Annotated in this window: 15 protein-coding genes; 7 read left to right on the top strand and 8 right to left on the bottom strand. The window is 53.3% G+C overall.

What is annotated here, in order from left to right; genetic code table 11:
* Positions 1 to 97 precede the first annotated feature (97 nt).
* Positions 98 to 682 (top strand): DP-EP family protein, encoded by a 585-nt coding sequence (locus ACFODX_RS02475; RefSeq protein ID WP_378115712.1) that lies wholly within the window; start codon positions 98 to 100, stop codon positions 680 to 682.
* Here ACFODX_RS02475 and ACFODX_RS02470 read toward each other — a convergent pair.
* Together ACFODX_RS02470 and ACFODX_RS02465 are read right to left on the bottom strand one after the other, a co-directional pair.
* Positions 679 to 3,354, bottom strand: a complete 2,676-nt coding sequence (locus ACFODX_RS02470) for a protein kinase domain-containing protein (protein ID WP_378116944.1) — start codon at positions 3,352 to 3,354, stop codon at positions 679 to 681. The two genes, ACFODX_RS02475 and ACFODX_RS02470, sit on opposite strands and share 4 nt — an antisense overlap.
* Before the next feature lie 51 nt (positions 3,355 to 3,405).
* Positions 3,406 to 4,374, bottom strand: coding sequence for an FHA domain-containing protein (locus ACFODX_RS02465; protein WP_378115710.1), 969 nt, complete (start codon positions 4,372 to 4,374; stop codon positions 3,406 to 3,408).
* A 132-nt stretch (positions 4,375 to 4,506) separates the two neighbouring features.
* On the opposite strand from ACFODX_RS02465, the gene ACFODX_RS02460 reads away from it, so the two are divergent.
* The 6 genes from ACFODX_RS02460 (at position 4,507) to xerC (ending at position 10,035) form a co-directional block, all read left to right on the top strand.
* The gene (locus ACFODX_RS02460; RefSeq protein WP_378115709.1) at positions 4,507 to 5,730 is read left to right on the top strand and encodes a sigma 54-interacting transcriptional regulator; all 1,224 of its coding nucleotides are present in this window, start codon (positions 4,507 to 4,509) and stop codon (positions 5,728 to 5,730) included.
* Positions 5,731 to 5,959: 229 nt separating this feature from the next.
* Positions 5,960 to 6,142: an LPS translocon maturation chaperone LptM gene (gene lptM, locus ACFODX_RS02455; protein WP_378115708.1), complete on the top strand. Its 183-nt coding sequence runs from the start codon at positions 5,960 to 5,962 to the stop codon at positions 6,140 to 6,142.
* Positions 6,143 to 6,175: 33 nt separating this feature from the next.
* Positions 6,176 to 7,423, top strand: a complete 1,248-nt coding sequence (gene lysA / locus ACFODX_RS02450) for a diaminopimelate decarboxylase (RefSeq protein WP_378115707.1) — start codon at positions 6,176 to 6,178, stop codon at positions 7,421 to 7,423.
* Positions 7,424 to 7,461: 38 nt separating this feature from the next.
* Positions 7,462 to 8,292, top strand: coding sequence for a diaminopimelate epimerase (gene dapF / locus ACFODX_RS02445; protein ID WP_378115706.1), 831 nt, complete (start codon positions 7,462 to 7,464; stop codon positions 8,290 to 8,292).
* Positions 8,293 to 8,309: 17 nt separating this feature from the next.
* Complete coding sequence (locus ACFODX_RS02440) at positions 8,310 to 9,002, top strand: DUF484 family protein (RefSeq protein ID WP_378115705.1); 693 nt, start codon at positions 8,310 to 8,312, stop codon at positions 9,000 to 9,002.
* A 58-nt stretch (positions 9,003 to 9,060) separates the two neighbouring features.
* Positions 9,061 to 10,035, top strand: coding sequence for a tyrosine recombinase XerC (xerC, locus tag ACFODX_RS02435; RefSeq protein WP_378115703.1), 975 nt, complete (start codon positions 9,061 to 9,063; stop codon positions 10,033 to 10,035).
* A gap of 3 nt (positions 10,036 to 10,038) precedes the next feature.
* Here the strand turns inward: xerC and ACFODX_RS02430 are convergent, their stop codons facing one another.
* From ACFODX_RS02430 to ACFODX_RS02405, 6 genes are all read right to left on the bottom strand, one after another.
* Positions 10,039 to 10,659, bottom strand: coding sequence for a hypothetical protein (locus tag ACFODX_RS02430; protein WP_378115701.1), 621 nt, complete (start codon positions 10,657 to 10,659; stop codon positions 10,039 to 10,041).
* Between the two features lie 46 nt (positions 10,660 to 10,705).
* Positions 10,706 to 12,025 (bottom strand): ammonium transporter, encoded by a 1,320-nt coding sequence (locus tag ACFODX_RS02425; RefSeq protein WP_378115699.1) that lies wholly within the window; start codon positions 12,023 to 12,025, stop codon positions 10,706 to 10,708.
* Positions 12,026 to 12,207: 182 nt separating this feature from the next.
* A complete protein-coding gene (locus tag ACFODX_RS02420) occupies positions 12,208 to 12,984 on the bottom strand; it encodes a polysaccharide lyase (RefSeq protein WP_378115697.1) in 777 nt (258 codons plus the stop codon).
* Positions 12,985 to 13,055: 71 nt separating this feature from the next.
* The gene (locus ACFODX_RS02415; RefSeq protein ID WP_378115695.1) at positions 13,056 to 14,657 is read right to left on the bottom strand and encodes a hypothetical protein; all 1,602 of its coding nucleotides are present in this window, start codon (positions 14,655 to 14,657) and stop codon (positions 13,056 to 13,058) included.
* A 19-nt stretch (positions 14,658 to 14,676) separates the two neighbouring features.
* Positions 14,677 to 17,262: a LamG domain-containing protein gene (locus tag ACFODX_RS02410; RefSeq protein ID WP_378115693.1), complete on the bottom strand. Its 2,586-nt coding sequence runs from the start codon at positions 17,260 to 17,262 to the stop codon at positions 14,677 to 14,679.
* 10 nt (positions 17,263 to 17,272) lie between these two features.
* Positions 17,273 to 18,469, bottom strand: a complete 1,197-nt coding sequence (locus ACFODX_RS02405; RefSeq protein ID WP_378116942.1) for a hypothetical protein — start codon at positions 18,467 to 18,469, stop codon at positions 17,273 to 17,275.
* Positions 18,470 to 18,721: the final 252 nt, after the last annotated feature.

Below are 18,721 nucleotides of genomic sequence, written 5' to 3'. Positions count from 1 at the left end.
GGCTACACCATCAAAAGGTCGTTATTCAAAGGCTGTTGTTTTTTGATGTGTTGTTCACCTAGGGATTCCACACACTTAATGATAGGAATGCAACAAGATGGCAGCAGACAAGAAAAAAGCAGAGAAAAAGAGCGAAAAAAAATCCGTTAAAGCGGTGGCCGAAACTACAAAAAAAACGGTGAAAAAACCAATCAAGAAGCAGCCCGGTGATTGTAGTTTGGAGATTAATGTTCCTCGCGGTGGGCAGGTTATCCAGTATTTCAACTTAACGCCTGCACTGCCCACCAGAGCGTCAGCCGGAGATTGGATTTTTTCCGAGCGCGGCAGTGCGGTTGATATATCGAGTTTGACGGTGCGTTTTGAACTTAATCCATCCGCGATTGAGCGTCATTTTGAACGCGCTATTTTAGTGGTCAGCATGCAGCAAAACCCCGCCACCAATGGCACCTGGCGTTTTGCCTTGGGTGGTGTTGCAACACCCAATGGAGATACAGATCCGGATAACGATGTATCAGTGGAAATTATTGATAACGGGTTTACTCTGCTGGTGTACGTGCATGTACTGGAGAATTCAGAAGAAATTGTTCCTTTCCAATTCGTTGCATCGTTTACGGATGATGTAACTGGCTCAGTGTCAATTTATGAGTCTAAAGATCCGATTATTTATCCAAAAAGACCTTAACGGGATAAGTTGATGTTGGAGCATCTATCGCGTGCTCCAGCATCGCTCATCAGCGTGTTGAAATTTTCGGTCGTGCATAAGCCGTCAAACCATGGAAATTTAAACCAGACCGCGTGCATTCCGGTTTTTAGCGATAGCGAAATATTGAAGGTAGCTGCAGATTTATTGCCTGCTAATGTATGAACCAGCGCAGCCGTGTAAGGCGTTTGAATATTCTCTGGGTCAGTGGTTTCTAAGTCCTTGAGCGACCTGAGTGCTGCATCGAACTCTCCTAAATGGGCATAGGCTTGAGCTAGCATAATAAAATCATGACTATTTTTTGTGCTGGCGTTTATTTTGTTCGTGATGATGTTGTATGTCTCTTGTGCCTTGAGATGCTCTTTAGCAAGATCATAAGCATCCGCTTTATTTAAGGTGTGGCTGAGATTGCCTGGGTCGGCTTTCTCAAGAGACGAAAATACATCTATAGCTTTTTCATAATTTCCATTCAGTGTATAGCAGAGGCCTAAATTACCCATATTGTAGATATCGGTAGGGTTTTTCTTTGCAATAACTTCAAATGAATTGATCGCTGCGTTTATATCGCCTTCCAATAATGCAATTAAACCTTTAAGGCTGTGGGTCTTATGATTTTCAGGGGATATGGCAAGCGATTCATTGATAAATTGTTTTGCTAGTTGCAGATCTCCTGCGTAGCGATAAGCATTGGATAGTGCGGTAATGTTCGATGCACTTTTCTTTGCACTAACGGCTTTGGTGTAATATTCAATGGCCAGCGCGTATTCATTTCTTGCAATCATTGAATATCCATATAACTCGTTAATGGACGACTGGTTAATGGCCAATTTTTTAAGTTGCAATAACGCATTTTCTGCCGCAGTAAAATCTTCCTTCTCTATGCTTAAATAAAATGTGTTATAGAAATAGGCTATTTTTTCTTGCCTAGTGTTGCCTTCTACAAGATTATTTTGGATTCGCTCTAAAATTGAGTTAAGTCGGGTTTCATGGTGTAAATCCAATCCGATTTCGGTGTACAACGTTTGGGCCATGGACATCAGCTTGGTGTTTCTGTTTAGCTGGTCCAGTTGGTCAAGTAAATCAATACTGGCGCCTGACTGAATATAGCGTGTATTGATCGTTAATAATTGGGTGTATTCACTTTCGCTGATATCGACAAACGAATTATAAAGTTCACTTTTATAAATGTTCCCTAGCGTCGACTGTATTGTTCCTGCTAATACCAACAGGTTTTCTGTTAATACATCGATCGTTTTTGTGTCTGCGACGATCAGTCTATCTTTATTTGAATGCTTGTCCGTCCGTAATCTTGATATGGTGGCGCTACAGAATTCAACTTTGCAGCGAACCTCGGTTGTTATCAGCTCGTCGGCGCCGGTTGCCTTCAATACCGTCTCATTATTTCCATTAGTCGCAGTGATTTCATCTTCCGGGATTAAATGGTATCCGTTCAACTGAATCAAACTTTGCTGGATTGCATCGTACACTGCGCCTTTTACTAACTCTTGCTGAGACTCCTGCATTCCTTCAGCCGTTAACTTGGGTGGTATGACCGCCACATATTTCGGCGGCTTGGGTTGCAGTTGCCACACAGCCACCCCCGTAACAATTAACAGGCTAATCGCCAGAGAGCCAAACGTAATTGCATTCGCTGCGATATGACTTTTAAGTTTTTGCCATGCAGATATTTTGGTGGCAATCGGCATCGCAACAAAGCGCGTTTCAAAGGTGGGGTGGTCTTGCGTGCCTGCGCTGCGTGTAATGTGGTTGTTGTTAGTGTTGCTGTGCGGCATTGCCAGTGCTTGGGTATCATCGCTGGCACTATTGTCCTGCAGGTTCATCGCGCTGAGTTTTTTAAACTGGGCGGCTACCCAGTGGGTATTGTCCGGGCGTTTGTTCGGATCTTTGGATAATAACTGCCCCAGTAAATCCACAAACTCAGCGGGTAGCGTAGGGTTGTGTTGCTGCGGTGGTGTGGGCGCGTGGGAAATAATGCGCTGCATAATTTGCAGCTTGTTGCTGGTGTCGCCAAAGGGGTGGGCGCCGCACAATAATTGATAAGCCAAAATGCCGAGCGAAAATAAATCGCTTTTAAAACCGATGCTTTCACCCATCGCCTGCTCGGGCGACATGGAGCAGTAGCTACCGGCGACGTGGTCGGTGAGGGTCGCATTAAAATCTTGCGATTTGGCGATACCCAAGTCGGTAATTTTGGCCTGACCGCGTTTGTTGATCAGAATATTTTCGGCTTTTAAATCGCGGTGAATAATGCCGGCATCGTGGGCTATGGCCAAACCTTCGGCAATTTGTGCAAGCCACTGCAAACGCTGCGACATAGGGGCTAGGTGTTCGCGCAAATAGGTTTGCAGGTTTTGGCCGTCTACCAATTCCATGACCAGCGCGAGTTGTTCGGGCGCTTCGATGAAATCGTAAATCTGCACAATATTCGGGTGATTTAATTTGGCGAGCAGCAGCGCCTCGCGTTTAAAGCGCTCTATATAGTGGCCCTCAAACTCTGCGTGGCTGTTTATAAAGAGTTCAGTGCGCAGGCACTTAACCGCCACGTCCCGCTCCAGGCGAGTGTCGCGCGCGCGGTACACCAGCCCCATACCGCCGCGGCCAATCGACTCTAGCAATTGGTAGTGCCCAATCATTTGTTGGGTTTTTGTGTGTGTCTGGCTATCTGTCACTTGTTATTGCCACGGTTAGCCAGAGGTTGATGGTGAGGCGAGGGTGAGCTGTTCGCCTTTGTAGATTTTAAATTTCTCGCAACCAAAGCGAATTTTCCCACCGCGCCGTTCAAGCAGGCAGTGCTGCCCCAAGGCATCGGGTAGCAGGTCGGCGAGTTGTTTGCGCGCGCGGAAAATCTGGATATTCATGTGAGTGCTATCCAAACCCAATTCGCCCGCCAGATCTTCTGCATACACCCAGCCCTGGCTTTTGGCATCCAGCCCGCGTGCGGCATCTTCCGCGCGGTGACGGGCGAGCTGCAACAATAAGTAGTGATGGGTGCGCACGGCTAAATCCAGCACCTGCTGCTGGCGTAATTCCAACTGGGTAGTTTCTTCGTCCAGGCTTAAATTAAACACAAATTCAAAATCGTTAATGTGCCGTGCGCTTTTCACTTCGGTGGGGCCATAAATTTGCGCGCGCACAAATTGCCAGGCGCCGGCAGCGTACTGCACCAGGTCGCCATCGTTCAAAATCTGTGCATCGCCGTGTTCGGCAATGGCTTCGCGATACCACTGCTGGGCCTGCTCATCAAAATAAACTGCTAGCTCAGGGGCATCGCCCTCGGGCAAGAGGTGGTAGCGGCTGAGGTAGACGGGCGTTTGCATCTGGGGGCTGCGATCCACCGGCCAGAGCATGTCGTTGGGTGCGTGTAAATCCATCACCCTAAAGCCGTGGTCGTTTTGTGCGGCCAGCACAATTTCATCATTCATTGCCAGCTCGCGGGTTTCGCCCTGTGCCATGGCGATGCCATTGATCCAGGTGCCGTTTAAACCCAAATTTTTAATGCGCCAGCGTTCGCCATTCCACTCAATGGCGGCGTGTAACTTGGAGACATAGGGTTTATCGATATGGGTGTCCACACTGTTGGCCAGCCTGCCAAAGGTGTGATGGGGGGCGAGAGGAAAATAGGCCTCTGCAGCGACATCCAACAAATAAGCCATAGGTGTTCCGGGTGTTGTATTTCAGGTGCGTGTAATTGCGTGTAATGGTCAAACCGGTTTAAGGCTCATAGATTGCCACAAGATGTCGATGTTTTCCCAGTTATCGCCCCTGTGAGTTTTGAGAATATCGCTATGATCGCTCTGTTCCAGTCTATGAGCAGCTATAAAAGCCGCGCGCGACCCGCGCGAAAATTTAATCAGTCATCGGTGCCGCGCTGGGTGCCGGTGAATAAAAGTTTTATTGCACTGACCAAATTAATCCTGCGCTCTGCCGCAGCCCGCTTGGGTTTGGCCCAGGCGGCAGTGACGCTGCGCTGTCTGAATCATCAGGGTTATCGGCATTTATTGCTGGTCGATGATGTGCGCGATTTGTTTATTGCCGCCGCCGGCGGTGCGGAAGAATTTATTATTTCCACCCAGGAAGCCAATAGCACGCCTTTTAATGGCTTTGAGGCCGAGGCGGCGCTGAGTTTGCCGGTGGATTATGCCGCGGTGGGCAATGCGCCCCACCGCTTGGGGTATTTGGTAGTGCAAATGGCGCCCGGTGTGCAAGCCGGCAGCGACTTGCGCCATGAACTGCAAATGGTAATCGACGAGATAGTGCGGGTGATCAGCCGCTATCAGTCGCGCTATCGCTCTATTCACTGGTATGGCGACCAATGTTTTTGGGTCGGCAATAGCCACGCTTTGCGCCAATTAGATCAGCGGATAGATCAATTGGCCAAAAGGAATTGCCCGGTGCTGATTCGCGCCGACAAGGGCACCGGCAAAATTATTGCCGCGCGCCGCTTGCACGATATTCGCTGCAGCGAAACCGCGCCCTTTATTGAATCGGATTGCCGCGAATGGGAGCCGGGATCGGCAGCGGCGATTTTACAATCGCTGCGCAGCTGTGCCAGCGGCGGCAGCTTATTTTTGCGCAACCTGGATGCGCTGGCCCCGCGCGACTTGCTGGCATTGCGTCACTTTTGCCTGGAGTGGATGGCGGCCACGCGCAGCGGTGAGTCGCTCAGTTTGGTGTTCAGCCTGAGCAGGATTGATATAGATCCAGTTGCCGTAGGCATGGGCTGGATGATTCATTTTGTCGAACCGCTGGCGCTGCCGTCGCTTGCTGAGCGCGCTGAGGACTTGCGCGATCTGGTGCAATTTTTTATCGCCGAATTTGCTTTGGCGGGTGAGTTGCACCTGCAGGATGACGCCTTGCAGCTGCTTGCCAAACATTCGTTCTCCAACCATGTGGACGGCCTCAAAAGCCTCATTAAGGAATTGGCCTTGCGCGCCCAGGGCAATGAAATTACGGTGGCGCAACTGCAGCCAGTGTTGGCCGCGCACAGCCAAACCTGCGCTGTCGAATAAGTCCCTCTTGAATAACCCTTGTGTAAATTGCCTGTGCTGGTCGATGGCTCGGGCAGGCAGGGTTTTATTGCTATTTTCCCCATTCCGCACTTGCCCCAAGGGTTGCCCTACGCCCTGTCGCGTTTTGTTGTGAGCCTGAGGGGGCAGGGTTATACTGCCCCGTCATTTTGTGAACTATTCCTGTTTGGCTCCTGCCTGCTGGTGTGTTTTTATCCGATCTGTGGTGGTTATGAAAAAAGCCCTGGTATTCCCTGCGTTGATTCTGTTTTTTGCGGCCGGTCTTGTCGCCTGTGGGCAAAAAGGCCCGCTCTATTTACCGCAACAACAGAGCAAACCCCAGCCGCCGGTTGAATCGGCGCCGGCGGATACGCCAGAACCGGCAGCCAGTGCTACCACTACAGATCCATCCTAATCCGACTTCCCGTATTTCAGATCGAGATTTTTTATGCAGCATTTTACTGAGCGCCACGGCGAACTCTACGTTGAAGATACTCCCTTAAGCGCGGTCGCCGAGCGTTTTGGTACGCCTTGTTATGTATATAGTCGCGCCGCTTTTACCCAGCAATATTTGTCTTACGCCCAGGCCTTGGGCTCACACCCCGGCATGATTTGTTACGCGATCAAAGCCAACTCCAACCTCGCGATTTTAAATATGCTCGCCAAACTCGGCGCCGGTTTTGACATAGTCTCCGGTGGTGAATTGGAGCGCGTGCTGCGCGCCGGCGGCCAGCCTTCGCGCATTGTCTTTTCCGGTGTGGGCAAAAGCGTGGAAGAAATGGCGCGCGCGCTGGATGTGGGCATTTTCTGTTTTAACGTGGAATCCGAAGCGGAGCTGGAATTGCTCGCGCAGGTCGCGGCCGAAAAAGGCAAAGTCGCCAATATTTCCCTGCGTGTAAACCCGGACGTGGATGCCAACACTCACCCCTACATTTCCACCGGTTTAAAAGAAAATAAATTTGGTATCGCCATTGAGCGCGCGCCCGCGGTTTATGCGCGCGCGGCGCAATTGCCGAGCCTTGCGATCAAAGGTTTGGATTGCCACATAGGTTCGCAACTCACCCAGCTCACGCCGTTTTTGGATGCGCTCGACCGCCTGCTCATTCTGGTGGACGATCTGGCCGCGCAGGGCATTCATATTTCCCATTTGGATTTGGGTGGTGGTTTGGGCGTGACCTATCGCAACGAAACACCGCCGCCAGTCGCTGACTACATGGCGGCCATCAAAGCCAAATTGGGCGAGCGCAAATTATCGCTGATGTTTGAACCCGGCCGTTCCATCTCTGCTAATTCCGGTGTGCTGCTCACCAGGGTGATGTTTTTAAAACCCACCGAGCACAAAAATTTTGCGGTGATCGATGCCGCCATGAACGACAATATTCGCCCGTCCTTGTATCAAGCATGGCAAGACATACGTCCGGTAAAACCTCACGCCGGTGAGGTCAAAAAATGGGATCTGGTTGGCCCCATTTGTGAAACCGGCGATTTCCTCGGTAAAGATCGCGAGCTGGCGATTGAAGCGGGTGATTTATTGGCGGTTATGTCGGCGGGCGCCTATGGTTTTAGCATGAGCTCCAACTACAACACCCGCGGCCGCGCTGCCGAAGTGGTGGTGGATGGCGATCAAATGCACCTGGCGCGCGCGCGCGAAACCTTTGACGATATGATTCGCGGCGAACAGTTATTGCCTGAATAAACGGGCAGAATAATTTGCCGGAATAAGCGGGAAAAATTATGCGTTTACGTTTTAGCAAAATGCACGGCTTGGGCAACGACTTCGTGGTCATCGACGGCGTTGGCCAAAGTGTGCGATTAACACCGGAAAAAATTCGCTACATTGCTGACCGCAATTTTGGTGTCGGCTGTGATCAAATTTTGTTGGTGGAAACACCGGACAATCCCGATGTGGATTTTCGCTATCGCATTTTTAATTGCGACGGCAGCGAAGTGGAAAATTGTGGCAATGGCGCGCGCTGTTTTGCGGTATTTGTGCGCGAGCGCAAACTCACCGGCAAAAATGTGATTAAAGTAGAAACGGCGGGCGGCTTGATTGAATTGCGTGTGCAACAAGACGAGCAAGTCAGTGTGGATATGGGCGCGCCGCGTTTGCAGCCCGCGCAAATTCCCTTTGTGGCCGATGCGCAAGCGGTGACCTATCCGCTGGAAGTTGCCGGTAAAACCTATGAGATTTCTGCCGTGTCCATGGGCAACCCCCACAGCGTATTGCTGGTGGATGATGTCAAAACTGCGCCGGTTACCGAGCTAGGCCCGCTCATTGAAAATCACGTGCGTTTTCCAGCGCGCGTAAATGCCGGTTTTATGCAGGTGGTATCGCGCAGCGAAATTAATTTGCGCGTATTTGAACGCGGTGTGGGCGAAACCCTCGCCTGCGGTACCGGCGCCTGCGGTGCAGTGGTGGCAGGGCGCTTGCGCGGTTTGTTGGATCAGAAAGTCAAAGTAAATTTACCCGGTGGCAGTTTGCACATCGAATGGCCGGGCGAAGGCCAACCGGTAATAATGACCGGGCCTGCCGTTACGGTTTTTCACGGACAAATAAAAATCTAATAATTGGACCAGAAGGTATGACAGAACACGCGCCGACCCTTGCCGATCCACTGGAGCCGGAACAAATTGAAGCCTGGTTGCGCGAGCATCCGGATTTTTTTGAAAGCCACCCGGAGTTGCTGGCCGAGCTGAGCTTGCCCCACGAATCCGGTTCGGCGATTTCCCTGGTGGAGCGGCAGGTTGCGATATTGCGCGAGCGCAACATCGACATGCGCAATCGCCTGAGCAAATTGCTCGATAACGCGCGCGACAACGACAAATTATTTGAGAAAACCAAACGCCTGGTGCTCAACCTGCTGGAAGGGCAGGACATGGGTGATATTATCGATGCGTTGCACTACAGCTTCGATAAGGATTTTTCCATCCATTTCACCAGCGTGATTTTATTTGGCAACACCGAAAAAATTCCCAGCAGCCAAGCGCGAGTAGTAAGTATTGCCGATGCCCGCGAACATGTAGGTGCACTGCTTAAAAATAGCCGCGCGGTGTGTGGCACTCTGGGCGCAAAAGAGCAGGAATTTTTATTTGGCCATCACGCCAGCGAAATAGGTTCTGTTGCCGTGGTGCCACTGATGCACGGCAGTGCTTTTGGCCTGCTCGCCATCGGCAACCGCGACCCACAGTATTATCGCTCCAGTATGGGCACTTTATTTTTGGGTTACATCGCCGAAGTATTGAATCGATTGTTGCCAAAATATTTGCCACGCTGAGAATATTCTCAGCTGGCCTGCGGAATCGAATAAAACCAATCAACAGCAGGCAAGATTCATGACCGATACACTGCCACCTGACGTTCCGCATGCTCCCACCAATGATTCGCCCGCGCTACCTTTTACGCCTGAGCTAAATGCTTTTCTGAATTACATGCGCAGCGAAAAACAATTTTCGCCACTCACCCAACAAAATTACCTGCGCGACCTGAAAAAATTCCAGCGCTATTGCGCTGAAAAAAATATCAGTGAATTACCGCTGTTAACCATGGGGCAGGTGCGCAATGCCGTGGCCTATTTGCACCGCGAGGGCTTGGGTGGGAAAAGCTTGCAGCGCTGGCTCTCTTCACTGCGCAGTTTTTTCCAATTTTGTATTCGTCGTGGCTGGATGACAAATAATGTTGCCGAAGGCATTGCCGCGCCCAAATCTCCCAAGCTCTTACCCAAAACCTTGGACGTGGATCAAACCGCGCAATTTGTGGCGGTGGAGGGCGATGATTTTATTAACAAACGCGACCGCGCTTTACTGGAATTAATTTATTCCTCCGGCCTGCGCCTTGCAGAAGTCACCAGTTTAAATGTGAAGGATATAGACTGGGGCGATGCCATGCTCACCGTGGTCGGCAAGGGGCGAAAAACGCGCATCCTGCCAGTAGGTTCAATGGCCATGACTGCCCTCAAAGATTGGTTGGTCGCGCGCAAACAATACACCCAGGACAGCGAACCCGCGTTATTCACCACCCAGCGCGGCGGTCGCATTAGTCATCGCGCCGTACAAATGCGCATGCAGCAATTAAGTGCCAGCCAAGGTATGGACAACCCCGTTCACCCACACATGCTGCGCCACTCGTTTGCCAGTCACATTCTTGAATCCAGCGGGGATCTACGCCTGGTGCAAGAATTACTCGGCCATGAAAATATCTCCACGACACAAATTTATACCCACTTGGATTTCCAACACCTCGCCAAGGTGTATGACCAGGCGCATCCGCGTGCGGGGCGTAAAACCGATTCGGTTGACGAAGAGGCTTAAGCTTTACAGCAAACTCTGCACCCGCAATTGCGGGAAACGTTGCTGTACTGCGCTCACGCTTTCTTGCAGCAGTTGGTCTGCTGTTATCGGGCCCAAATATTCACACAAGCCAACGTAGGCGAGGTTGATTACCTGCTGCATTAGCGCAAGGTTCAGGGTGATGTCAGTCAGTGGTGCGATTTGATTAAGCCAAGTTTGCAAAGCGCGGCGGTTGTTGGGTGCTGTCGGTAATTTTTCGATATGTTCCAATACATACAAACGCACAGGTATAGCCCTATCACTTTTGGCGCTGTTAATCAGCTGCTCAACCAACGCCATAAACATTTGCTGTTCGGGTGAGTGATGTGCGGCAGCCTGAGATGTGTGGTTTGTTTTGGCCGGGCTTTTTTCCTGACGTTGGTCTTGCAGTGAGGAAAAGGTGGTGACTAATGCTTGCAGCATGCGCGAGCGCATATGGGCGAGCTCAATATCACTGCAGAGTTCACGCAGAAAATGTTGCAGCGCAAAATTAGGTTTGTGCGCGTATTTTTCATCCCAGAGAATGAGTGCCTGTGCGAGTGTTTGCCCATGAATAAAAGGCATGAGCGCCGTTTCCACAGCTTTACGTTTTTGTGCTGGTGTCACATGAGCCTCGGTTTTTAAAACGATAGAGCGAGTAGTGTGAATATGCTCAGCGCTGGGCGTTTAACGCCTCTTGATTAATTGCGCGCGTGTCCTGGAATTCCGGGTAACCAATTTCAGCGTGTTCGGTGAAATCCAGGCCGCGCTGTTCGTGCAAACTGCTGGCGCGCATACCGATCAGCAGATTAATTAAAAAATAAGTACAAAATGCGATACCAAATCCCCACACTAAGGCGGCGCCAATGCCAATCAGTTGTACGCTGATGCGCCCCAGATCAAACATATCGCCCGCAAAAAATAATCCGGCGGCGAGTGTGCCCCAAGCGCCGCAAAAGCCATGCACACTGATTGCGTCCACAACATCGTCGATTTTAAAACTGGTTAATAATTTGGGGCCCAGGAAACTAATTAATCCGGCAATTAAACCGGTGAACATTGCAAAAATTGGTTCCATGCTTGCACAACCAGCGGTGATGCCCACCAAACCGCCAAGGCTGCCGTTGACTGTGCCGGTTAATAAAATAGATTGCCTGCACAATTTGCTTATGAGCATATAACCCAGTGCACCACTGCACGCAGCCAGATGAGTATTTAAGGCGATTTTGCCGAGGCTGGTATTGGCTGCCAGTGTTGAACCTGCATTAAAACCAAACCAGCCAAACCATAAAATAAATCCACCCAGTGCGACCATCGTGAGGTTGTGACCGGGGATAGTGCGCGCTTCACCTGTAGGGCTAAAACGTCCAAGGCGCGGCCCTAAAATAATCACAGCGGCGAGCGCAATCCAGCCGCCCATGGAGTGCACAACCGTGGAGCCGGCAAAGTCGATAAAGCCCATGGCTTTGAGCCAGCCTTCGCCAGCGTAATTGCTGCCCCATGCCCAGCTACCAAATACCGGATAAATAAAACCCGCAATCACACAGGCGCCAATTAAATAGGCATGAAAATGCACGCGTTCCGCCATGGCACCGCTGGCGATGGTGGTGGTAGTGGCGGCAAACATCATTTGAAAAAATAAAAACGTCCAATCCCAATCACTTAATTCACCCGGTAAAAAATGACTGGTGCCAAACCAGCCGGAGGTGTTGGTTCCAAACATCAAACCGTAACCCAGCGCCCAAAAAATTAAACTGCACACGCACACGTCCATGTAGTTTTTCATAATCACATTGACGGCATTTTTTGCGCGCGACATGCCACTTTCCACCAGTGCAAAACCGGCCTGCATAAAAAAGACCAGCACACCGGCTAATACTATCCAGCTGCTATTGAGTGAGTGACTTAATTCGGTGATGGAAATGTCGCTGGCAACACTGCCAGCGCTAAAAAAAGAAAAAAATAACGCGAGTGCAAGATAAACGAATCGCATAAGCACCACCTTTGTTATGAGTGAAGGTGGTTTTGCAACTCATGTGCCAGCGCCCCGATATATTGCTAAGGCGCGACTTTATTGAAGCCCGCCCTGTGGGTTGAAAATGCCTTGCACTTTAATTGTGCTTTTTAATTGAGTTGGTGCAGGCTGCTGCACTGAAATGATCTGCTGCCTTGGCGTTATGGTTGGTCGCAAGTTTTCCCCATTAAATGGCGATTGCGCTCCAGCAGCTCGGTGAGGTTGTCGGTGCGCAAGGCGCCATCAACATAGATGGTTTCACGAGTGTTTTCCTGGCTGCGCAGAATGCCAATTTGGGTAAACATCAGCGCGTCTTTTACCGGCAGGGTTTGGAAATTGTGTTTGCCCATATGTTTGCCGTTCACCCAGACTTCCACCGCGCCTTTTGTTGCATCGGTTGACCAGTGGATCTGCAATGCAATGCGATGCCATTGGCCGGGCGCGGCGCCATTGGGTAATTTCCACAACACATTTTTTGCAGCGGTTTCCTGAAAACTTAATTCGCTACCGTGAATGTTGAAGCGAAACATTTGTTGCCAGGTTTTATCGGATTCCCAATAACCCAGCTCATGTTTGTGTTCGCTTAGTTGTTGCGGCAAATAAAAACTGAACGCAAAAAACGTATCGCTAGCTTCATGAGTGCTGCCCTCGCCATCTTCACCTGCCGTGTAACGGTGATGAAATTCACTGCGGTTTAAATCCTTATTGCCACGCCATAAAAATGATTCATCGCCGCTAAGGGTAATTTTGCCGGCGTAGCTGCCATCAAATACACAATCCTTCACCAACGAGTGCCCCGCGGGGTGAATCGGCGTGCTCCATTGGCTCATATCGCCCGTTTCAAAATCGCCCTGCCAGAGGATTTTTGCTTGCGCGGGAATGTTGGTAGCAAATGCCAAGATCAATGCTGCTGTGGATGCGGATAAACGATTTTTCATGGTTATAGTCCTTAATAAAAAAAGCCGGTACAGGGTACCGGCTCAAGCGCTTGCATGGGAGAGGAAAATAGTTAAACCGGTGGAGTGCCGATGGTGCCGCCGACTATGGGTTGGAAGGCGGTGAGGCGGTCCATCATGCTGGCGTTGCCCAAGCCGTGACCGCGGAATAGGGTGCTGAATTGGTTTTGCTCGCCGTGTAACGCCATGTAGTTGAGTACCACGGTTTCTACTAGCAAGTTGACGTTGTTGGCGGCGGGGCTGCCGGCGGTTTCTACGTCTCCGCTGGGGCGCATGTAGCCCAGTTGTTGGTGGCGCGCTTGTTCGTCGGCATTGGCGCCCAGCAGTTGCGGGCGGCCGCCGGGGTTGTAGACGAGGAAGAAGGAGCAGGCGGTCTGTTGGTCGTCGCCGGTCCAGACGCCTTTGCCGCGCCCGGCCATGGAGTCGTCAATCATACCGTTGCTGAACACCGAGCCGTCGCTAAACACATAAATCATCAGCGGCATATTTTTGCGTGCGGCGTATTCAAGGCAGGCACCTATGCAGCGGCCGGCGCGTTCGTCGCGCACTTCGCCGGTGGAGCGGTCGCCGGTGTGATAGTCGTAGCCGCCCATGGTGATGGTGCCGGCGCCCGCGTAGCCGTTTACGACCAGTTTCATCACCGAGGCGGTTTTGCGCAGTTCGCCATCGCGATCAAATTCATCAAAGGAAAAAATGCCGTTGGCGCCGACGATATCCGCATCGGCAATCGGGTCTATATCGGCGGGGTTGCCAAAGCGCGCCGCCAAATCTGCACTCTTTACGTAGCCGCAGCGCAGCAATTCTTTGAGCTGGGCGTCTTTGCTGGTGCCAAGGCTGGCCATGGCGTTGAGCTTGGCATCGCTAATGCGATAGATGGATTCCATGGTTTTGACTATGTCCTCCTGGCTCATCAAATCCACCAGGTCGCCCACATCCACCAAACCGGTCACGTCATTGGGGTTATCCACCTTGGTGGGGCGCACTTCCAAATTGATGAGTGAGGCGGGCGCCATGGAGTTGCCGCCCGAGTCGCTGTTGCGCGAGCCAATCAAATCCACCAGCGAGCCGGCCGCACCGGCTTTGTAGATGCCATACATAGGGTTGTGCGGGTTGTTGCCGGTGTCGTTTTCCGAGCGGGCGGCGATAACCGCGCCGTTGATATTGGTGGCAGTGCCGGCCTGCACCTTGGACATGATGCCGGCCAGCAACTGCGAATCGGTGTGGAACAACAGCCCGAGGCGGTCGTCGATCAGGGTGCCGGCGGTAGAGCTAGTGGGCGCCATATCTGCCGGTAAGCCTTGCTTGCTGTAACCCGCTGCACTGAGGAAATCCTGCTGGCCGCCGCGCTGACCAACCAGCACATTGGAGCCGGCAAAGTTGGCACCGCCGGCCAGATCGAAACAGATAAACGGAATCTTGCCCGCGCCTTGGGCGGCTATGCCACAGGCGTCGCGCGCGGCGGCGATATCGGGCGAGAGGCTAACATCGGCGGCGTAGGCCGGGTTGGTCAGAATGCCCAGCAGTGAACCGCCAATGAGTGTGCCCGAACCCAGTTTAAAACCCTGGGCGATGAGTTCGCGGCGGGTGACTGGCCGGCGATGGTTGTTAAGCCGCAGCGGCGCGTCCGGGTGTAGCGGGAGTTTGGATTTAGCCATGGTCGATTCGCTCCGGTAATTATTGCAACAGCATCACGGCGCTGCCAAAGGCGGCGGCGCAGGTGGCTTTGACGGTGGTCAGGGTGCGGTCGGCGGCGCAGTTGCTGCCACAGCTGGTCATGTTGTCGATCAATTGGTTCAGCTCCAAACGCAGTTCGGCGGGGTCGGCCTGACCATCCAGCGCGCTGTGCGGGTTGGCGCCATCGGCCAGCTCATTGGCCAGCAGGCGGCTGAGCAGCGGCTCAATAATCAAGTCGCGTTTTGCATCGCTGTTAAAGGCGACGTTAGCGGCAGCGCTGAAATCAAACCCGGGGAAGAGTGCGGCGCGCGCGCTATTGGCCGCGCTGGAGTTGCCCACTAGCGCGTTGCAGTAGGCCACGGTCAACTGGGTGATACCCATTTGCTGCGCGGCGAGGAAACCGTCCAGATTGGTCAGGGTGGGCAGCTGTTGTTTCACTTTTTCATAGGTATCGGCCGCCACGCTGTTGGTGGTGGGAATACCGGTCAGGGCGGATAAGCTGGCATTGATCTCGGCAAAGTCGCGCAGGCCAAGGGTTGGTTGGTCGGGAATATCTGCTGGCGGCGCTGGCGGCGGTACGGCCACTACCGGGCGGCTGTAAGTGTTGTCGCCAATCTGGTCGAAGGTGAGGAAAAACACATCCTCCTCGGGGCCGTTTTTGGCTTCTATTACTGTACCCAGTGGCGACAGGTTTTGGCGGCCATCCACCAGTTCACCGGCGGCCAATTGGGTATTCACATTGGCAAATACCTGACCGACAGGCGCCTCGGTGCCGTTAACCCCAATGCGAATACCTTTGAGCGGCACGGCGCTGGTGAGTGCGCCATCGCCCAGTACGGTGAAGAAAGGCGCGGCAAATTGGTAGCCAAAATCGTCGATTTGCTGCACTTCAAACACAATAAAACACTGGCCGCTGGTGCCGGTTTCGCCGGTGGCAAAACAGGCGGGTTGGTCGATTAGTTCCGATACGTTAAACAGCAACAGGTAGCGCGCGCCCACACCCACTTCAAAGTTGGTTTGGATATCGCCCTCGCTCATGGCGCGTTTGTGAATGGCGAGGAAGCGCAAGCTGCCCGCCCAGGGGCGATTGCCCGATACTTCGTTGCCAACTACCAGCGCGTGGCCGTTGTCCCAGTCTTTGAGGAAGGCGCCGGCGGTGGCGTCGGTATCGCCGGTAAATTCACCGTTTACATACAAGCGGCGGCCGCGAATCGGGTCATAGCTCAGCACCACATGCTGCAGCGAGGCTTGGGCGCGCTCGTCGTTGTCGTTGGTGGCCAGTACCGGTTCGCCATTGGCGTCGCTTTCGCCGGTGCGATTCATGCCGATGTAGTTGTAATCGTACTGGCCGAGGGTGAAGTTGCGCTCGCTGGTACTGCCGGAGTAGCTGACGATGCGCGCCGGGTTATTGTTGTTGGCGCCCTGGTCGAGGCTGTCGGGAATAATCCAGGTTTCTATGGTGTATTCGCCGGAACCGAGCAGCAGGTCATAGAGTTTGCGGCTGCCGCTGACCGTCGCTTGGGCGCGGCCGGTATCGGCAAACTTGATGCCCCAGGCGCTGCTCCAGCTGACATTGCCAATCAAGCTGAGGTCGGCCACCGGGTCTATGCCCGAGGTGTCGAAGGCCACTGTGCCCTTGCCGGTTTTGAATTCGTATTTGGCGATGATCTCGCTATCAATGCGCCCGCCGCTGCTGAGCACAAACGCATCGCCCAAGCCAACCGCCTTGCTCACCACCAAATCGGGGTCAACTTCGATAGCGGGAATGCTATTAGCCAGTGTTTGGATGGCGGCCTGCATTTGGTTGGCGCTGGCGGCGCAGTCGTTGTCCCAACAGTTGTGGGAATCGGCGCGCAAGCGTTGTACCAGGCGCGATTGTGCCGGGTTATCCAGGCGCATCCGGCTTTTGGCCGCTTCATAGGCAATGACGACATCGTCGCTGCCCAAGTAGGGTTGTTGGCGGGTGGTGGCGGCTTCGGAATGGCAGGCGGCGCAGTATTCCGTGAGCAGCGGGTAGACGCTGGCGGCAAAGCCGCTGCTATCAACCGGGAAGCTTTTGGTGTTGTCGATGGCGCGGTCGGCGGGCGCTTTGAGTACCACATCGTTGGCGGTAGTCTCGCGCGGGCCGGCCCATTTGTTGATCCAGCCGGTCATGATGTCAGCGCAGGCGCCGGCATCGGCCAGCCAGCAGTTGTGGCCGCCGCCGACTTTGGTCACCAAACGCGAGGCGGCCGGGTCGCTCAGGGTGACCAATGCCTCATCAATCACCGCGGCATAGGCGAGATTGATGTCGTCGCCGCGGGCAAAGGTAGGCGCCTGGGTTTGGTGGCAGCTGCCGCAGCGATCCTCGCGCGCCATGTTGATCCACAGCTCGTTCTGGAATTTGATGATGTCTGCCGTCGCCGCCGGTTTTTCACCGCGATAGCCAAAACTGCCGCTGCTGGATGGCGGGGGCGGGTTGTTGGGTTTGACGTCGCTGCCACTACCCGAACCACCGCAACCGGTGAGCAGGCCGGCGACCAGAGCCAGTGCGAGCCATCCGGATTTGTGCCACTGCAGGAGTGACAATGCTGTTGTTGTGCGCATTTTCATCACCTTATTCACCCTTGCAGTAATCGGCGGTGTCGATAAACACCTGGCTGAGTTTGTAGCCGGAGGCCGCAAAGTTGGCGGTTATTTCATCCAGCTTGCTGCGGTCGGTGCTATCGGCGGGTTTGCGCAAACACACATTCTGGAACACCTTTTCCACCTGACAGCTGGCAAAGGCCTGGCTGTGGGCTAGCTCCATGTTCATGCTGCGCGCGCCGGCACCACTGCCGGGCAGGCTGTTATCCCAGCCCAAATGCTGGTTCATGCCCTGGCGCCAGTAGTTCTGCCAGTTGTCATTGGTGGTCACATAACCGTATTTGAAGGTATTGGCGTTAATGCGGTATTTCTTTTCCACCCGGCTTTGGGTGTCCGGGTCGAGGGTGCCCTCGCTGTTGTAATGGATGCTGCCGTTGATGCCCTCCGGGTCGGCGTCCACATCAAATTCGTAATCGTAGTAGGCGTAGGCTTTGGCGAGCGGGTCCATGCCGTTGTGACAGCCAATACAGTTGTTGAGGAACACGCGGCTATCGCCACCGGGGCTGCGGCTCACATCCTGACGGATAAAGTCGGGCGTCAGGCTGGTGTCGTGAACCTGTTCCAAATCGCGGCACAGGTGGTTGATCAGGGTAAAGCGGAACATGGCGCGATTGGTGCCGGCAATAAAAAATGCCTTGGCCGCCGCGCGGCTGGTAATCACCCCGGAGGTAGCCTCGGCGGGCAGGCCGGTCACGCTGGACTGGGTGCGTCTGACTAGCGTGTCTTTCAAGCTGACGCCCTGATTTTCAATCGCTTCGTAGTGGCTGTTGTTGCTATTGGAATAGCCGGGCAGGCCGCTGGCGTTACTGGTGTAGATGACGTCATCGTAGAGCACTGTGCGGAAATCGGCGTCATCGCGCACCAAGCCAATCACCGTGGCGGTGTAATCATTGAGCGGCGCAAATACGGTGCGGTCGCGATTGGTCCAAGGCGTGACCATATTTTTCAGGGTGACGCGGTAAAACGCCTCGTTACTCATGGCGATGCGCACGGCATCGGCCACTTGACCGGCATCTATGGCGGTGCGCATCTGCACCAATACCGCTTCGCTGGGCGGCACACCGGCAATGCGGTTATGGATTTGCAGCGCTTGCTCGCGCGAACCGGCGTGGCTGGCGCCGGCAAATAACAGCAGAGCTATGGCACCCAGACGCGGTAGCTGGTGCATTGCTCTGGTGAAGGGAGAGTGGGTGATGTTCACAGGTGCTCCGGAGCGGCTTGGTTGCTCGTCATCAATCATTAAACAAAGTGAAAACATTCGCGCTATGCAGTGACTGTGCCGCTCGCAGGCGGTTTACCAGCGTGCGCCCGGGCAGTGTGCAGGAATTAGAAACAGTTCTCCTAAATTGCCGGTTGTCGCCGATTGTAACCATCTGATTGTCTGACGCCGGCCGGTGGAAGAGCCTGCGTTTGCTTTGTA

This window comes from Cellvibrio fontiphilus (assembly GCF_042646205.1).
In the GTDB taxonomy this organism is placed as follows: Bacteria; Pseudomonadota; Gammaproteobacteria; order Pseudomonadales; family Cellvibrionaceae; genus Cellvibrio; species Cellvibrio fontiphilus_A.
This window is presented reverse-complemented; position numbering and strand designations above follow the sequence as displayed.

What these genes read in the sequence shown, in the direction of transcription:
- ACFODX_RS02475 (WP_378115712.1), top strand. Translation starts at nt 98, where the DNA reads ATGGCAGCAGACAAGAAAAAAGCAGAGAAAAAGAGCGAAAAAAAATCC.
- ACFODX_RS02470 (WP_378116944.1), bottom strand. Translation starts at nt 3,354, where the DNA reads ATGATTGGGCACTACCAATTGCTAGAGTCGATTGGCCGCGGCGGTATG.
- ACFODX_RS02465 (WP_378115710.1), bottom strand. Translation starts at nt 4,374, where the DNA reads ATGGCTTATTTGTTGGATGTCGCTGCAGAGGCCTATTTTCCTCTCGCC.
- ACFODX_RS02460 (WP_378115709.1), top strand. Translation starts at nt 4,507, where the DNA reads ATGATCGCTCTGTTCCAGTCTATGAGCAGCTATAAAAGCCGCGCGCGA.
- lptM (WP_378115708.1), top strand. Translation starts at nt 5,960, where the DNA reads ATGAAAAAAGCCCTGGTATTCCCTGCGTTGATTCTGTTTTTTGCGGCC.
- lysA (WP_378115707.1), top strand. Translation starts at nt 6,176, where the DNA reads ATGCAGCATTTTACTGAGCGCCACGGCGAACTCTACGTTGAAGATACT.
- dapF (WP_378115706.1), top strand. Translation starts at nt 7,462, where the DNA reads ATGCGTTTACGTTTTAGCAAAATGCACGGCTTGGGCAACGACTTCGTG.
- ACFODX_RS02440 (WP_378115705.1), top strand. Translation starts at nt 8,310, where the DNA reads ATGACAGAACACGCGCCGACCCTTGCCGATCCACTGGAGCCGGAACAA.
- xerC (WP_378115703.1), top strand. Translation starts at nt 9,061, where the DNA reads ATGACCGATACACTGCCACCTGACGTTCCGCATGCTCCCACCAATGAT.
- ACFODX_RS02425 (WP_378115699.1), bottom strand. Translation starts at nt 12,025, where the DNA reads ATGCGATTCGTTTATCTTGCACTCGCGTTATTTTTTTCTTTTTTTAGC.
- ACFODX_RS02420 (WP_378115697.1), bottom strand. Translation starts at nt 12,984, where the DNA reads ATGAAAAATCGTTTATCCGCATCCACAGCAGCATTGATCTTGGCATTT.
- ACFODX_RS02415 (WP_378115695.1), bottom strand. Translation starts at nt 14,657, where the DNA reads ATGGCTAAATCCAAACTCCCGCTACACCCGGACGCGCCGCTGCGGCTT.
- ACFODX_RS02410 (WP_378115693.1), bottom strand. Translation starts at nt 17,262, where the DNA reads ATGCGCACAACAACAGCATTGTCACTCCTGCAGTGGCACAAATCCGGA.
- ACFODX_RS02405 (WP_378116942.1), bottom strand. Translation starts at nt 18,469, where the DNA reads ATGCACCAGCTACCGCGTCTGGGTGCCATAGCTCTGCTGTTATTTGCC.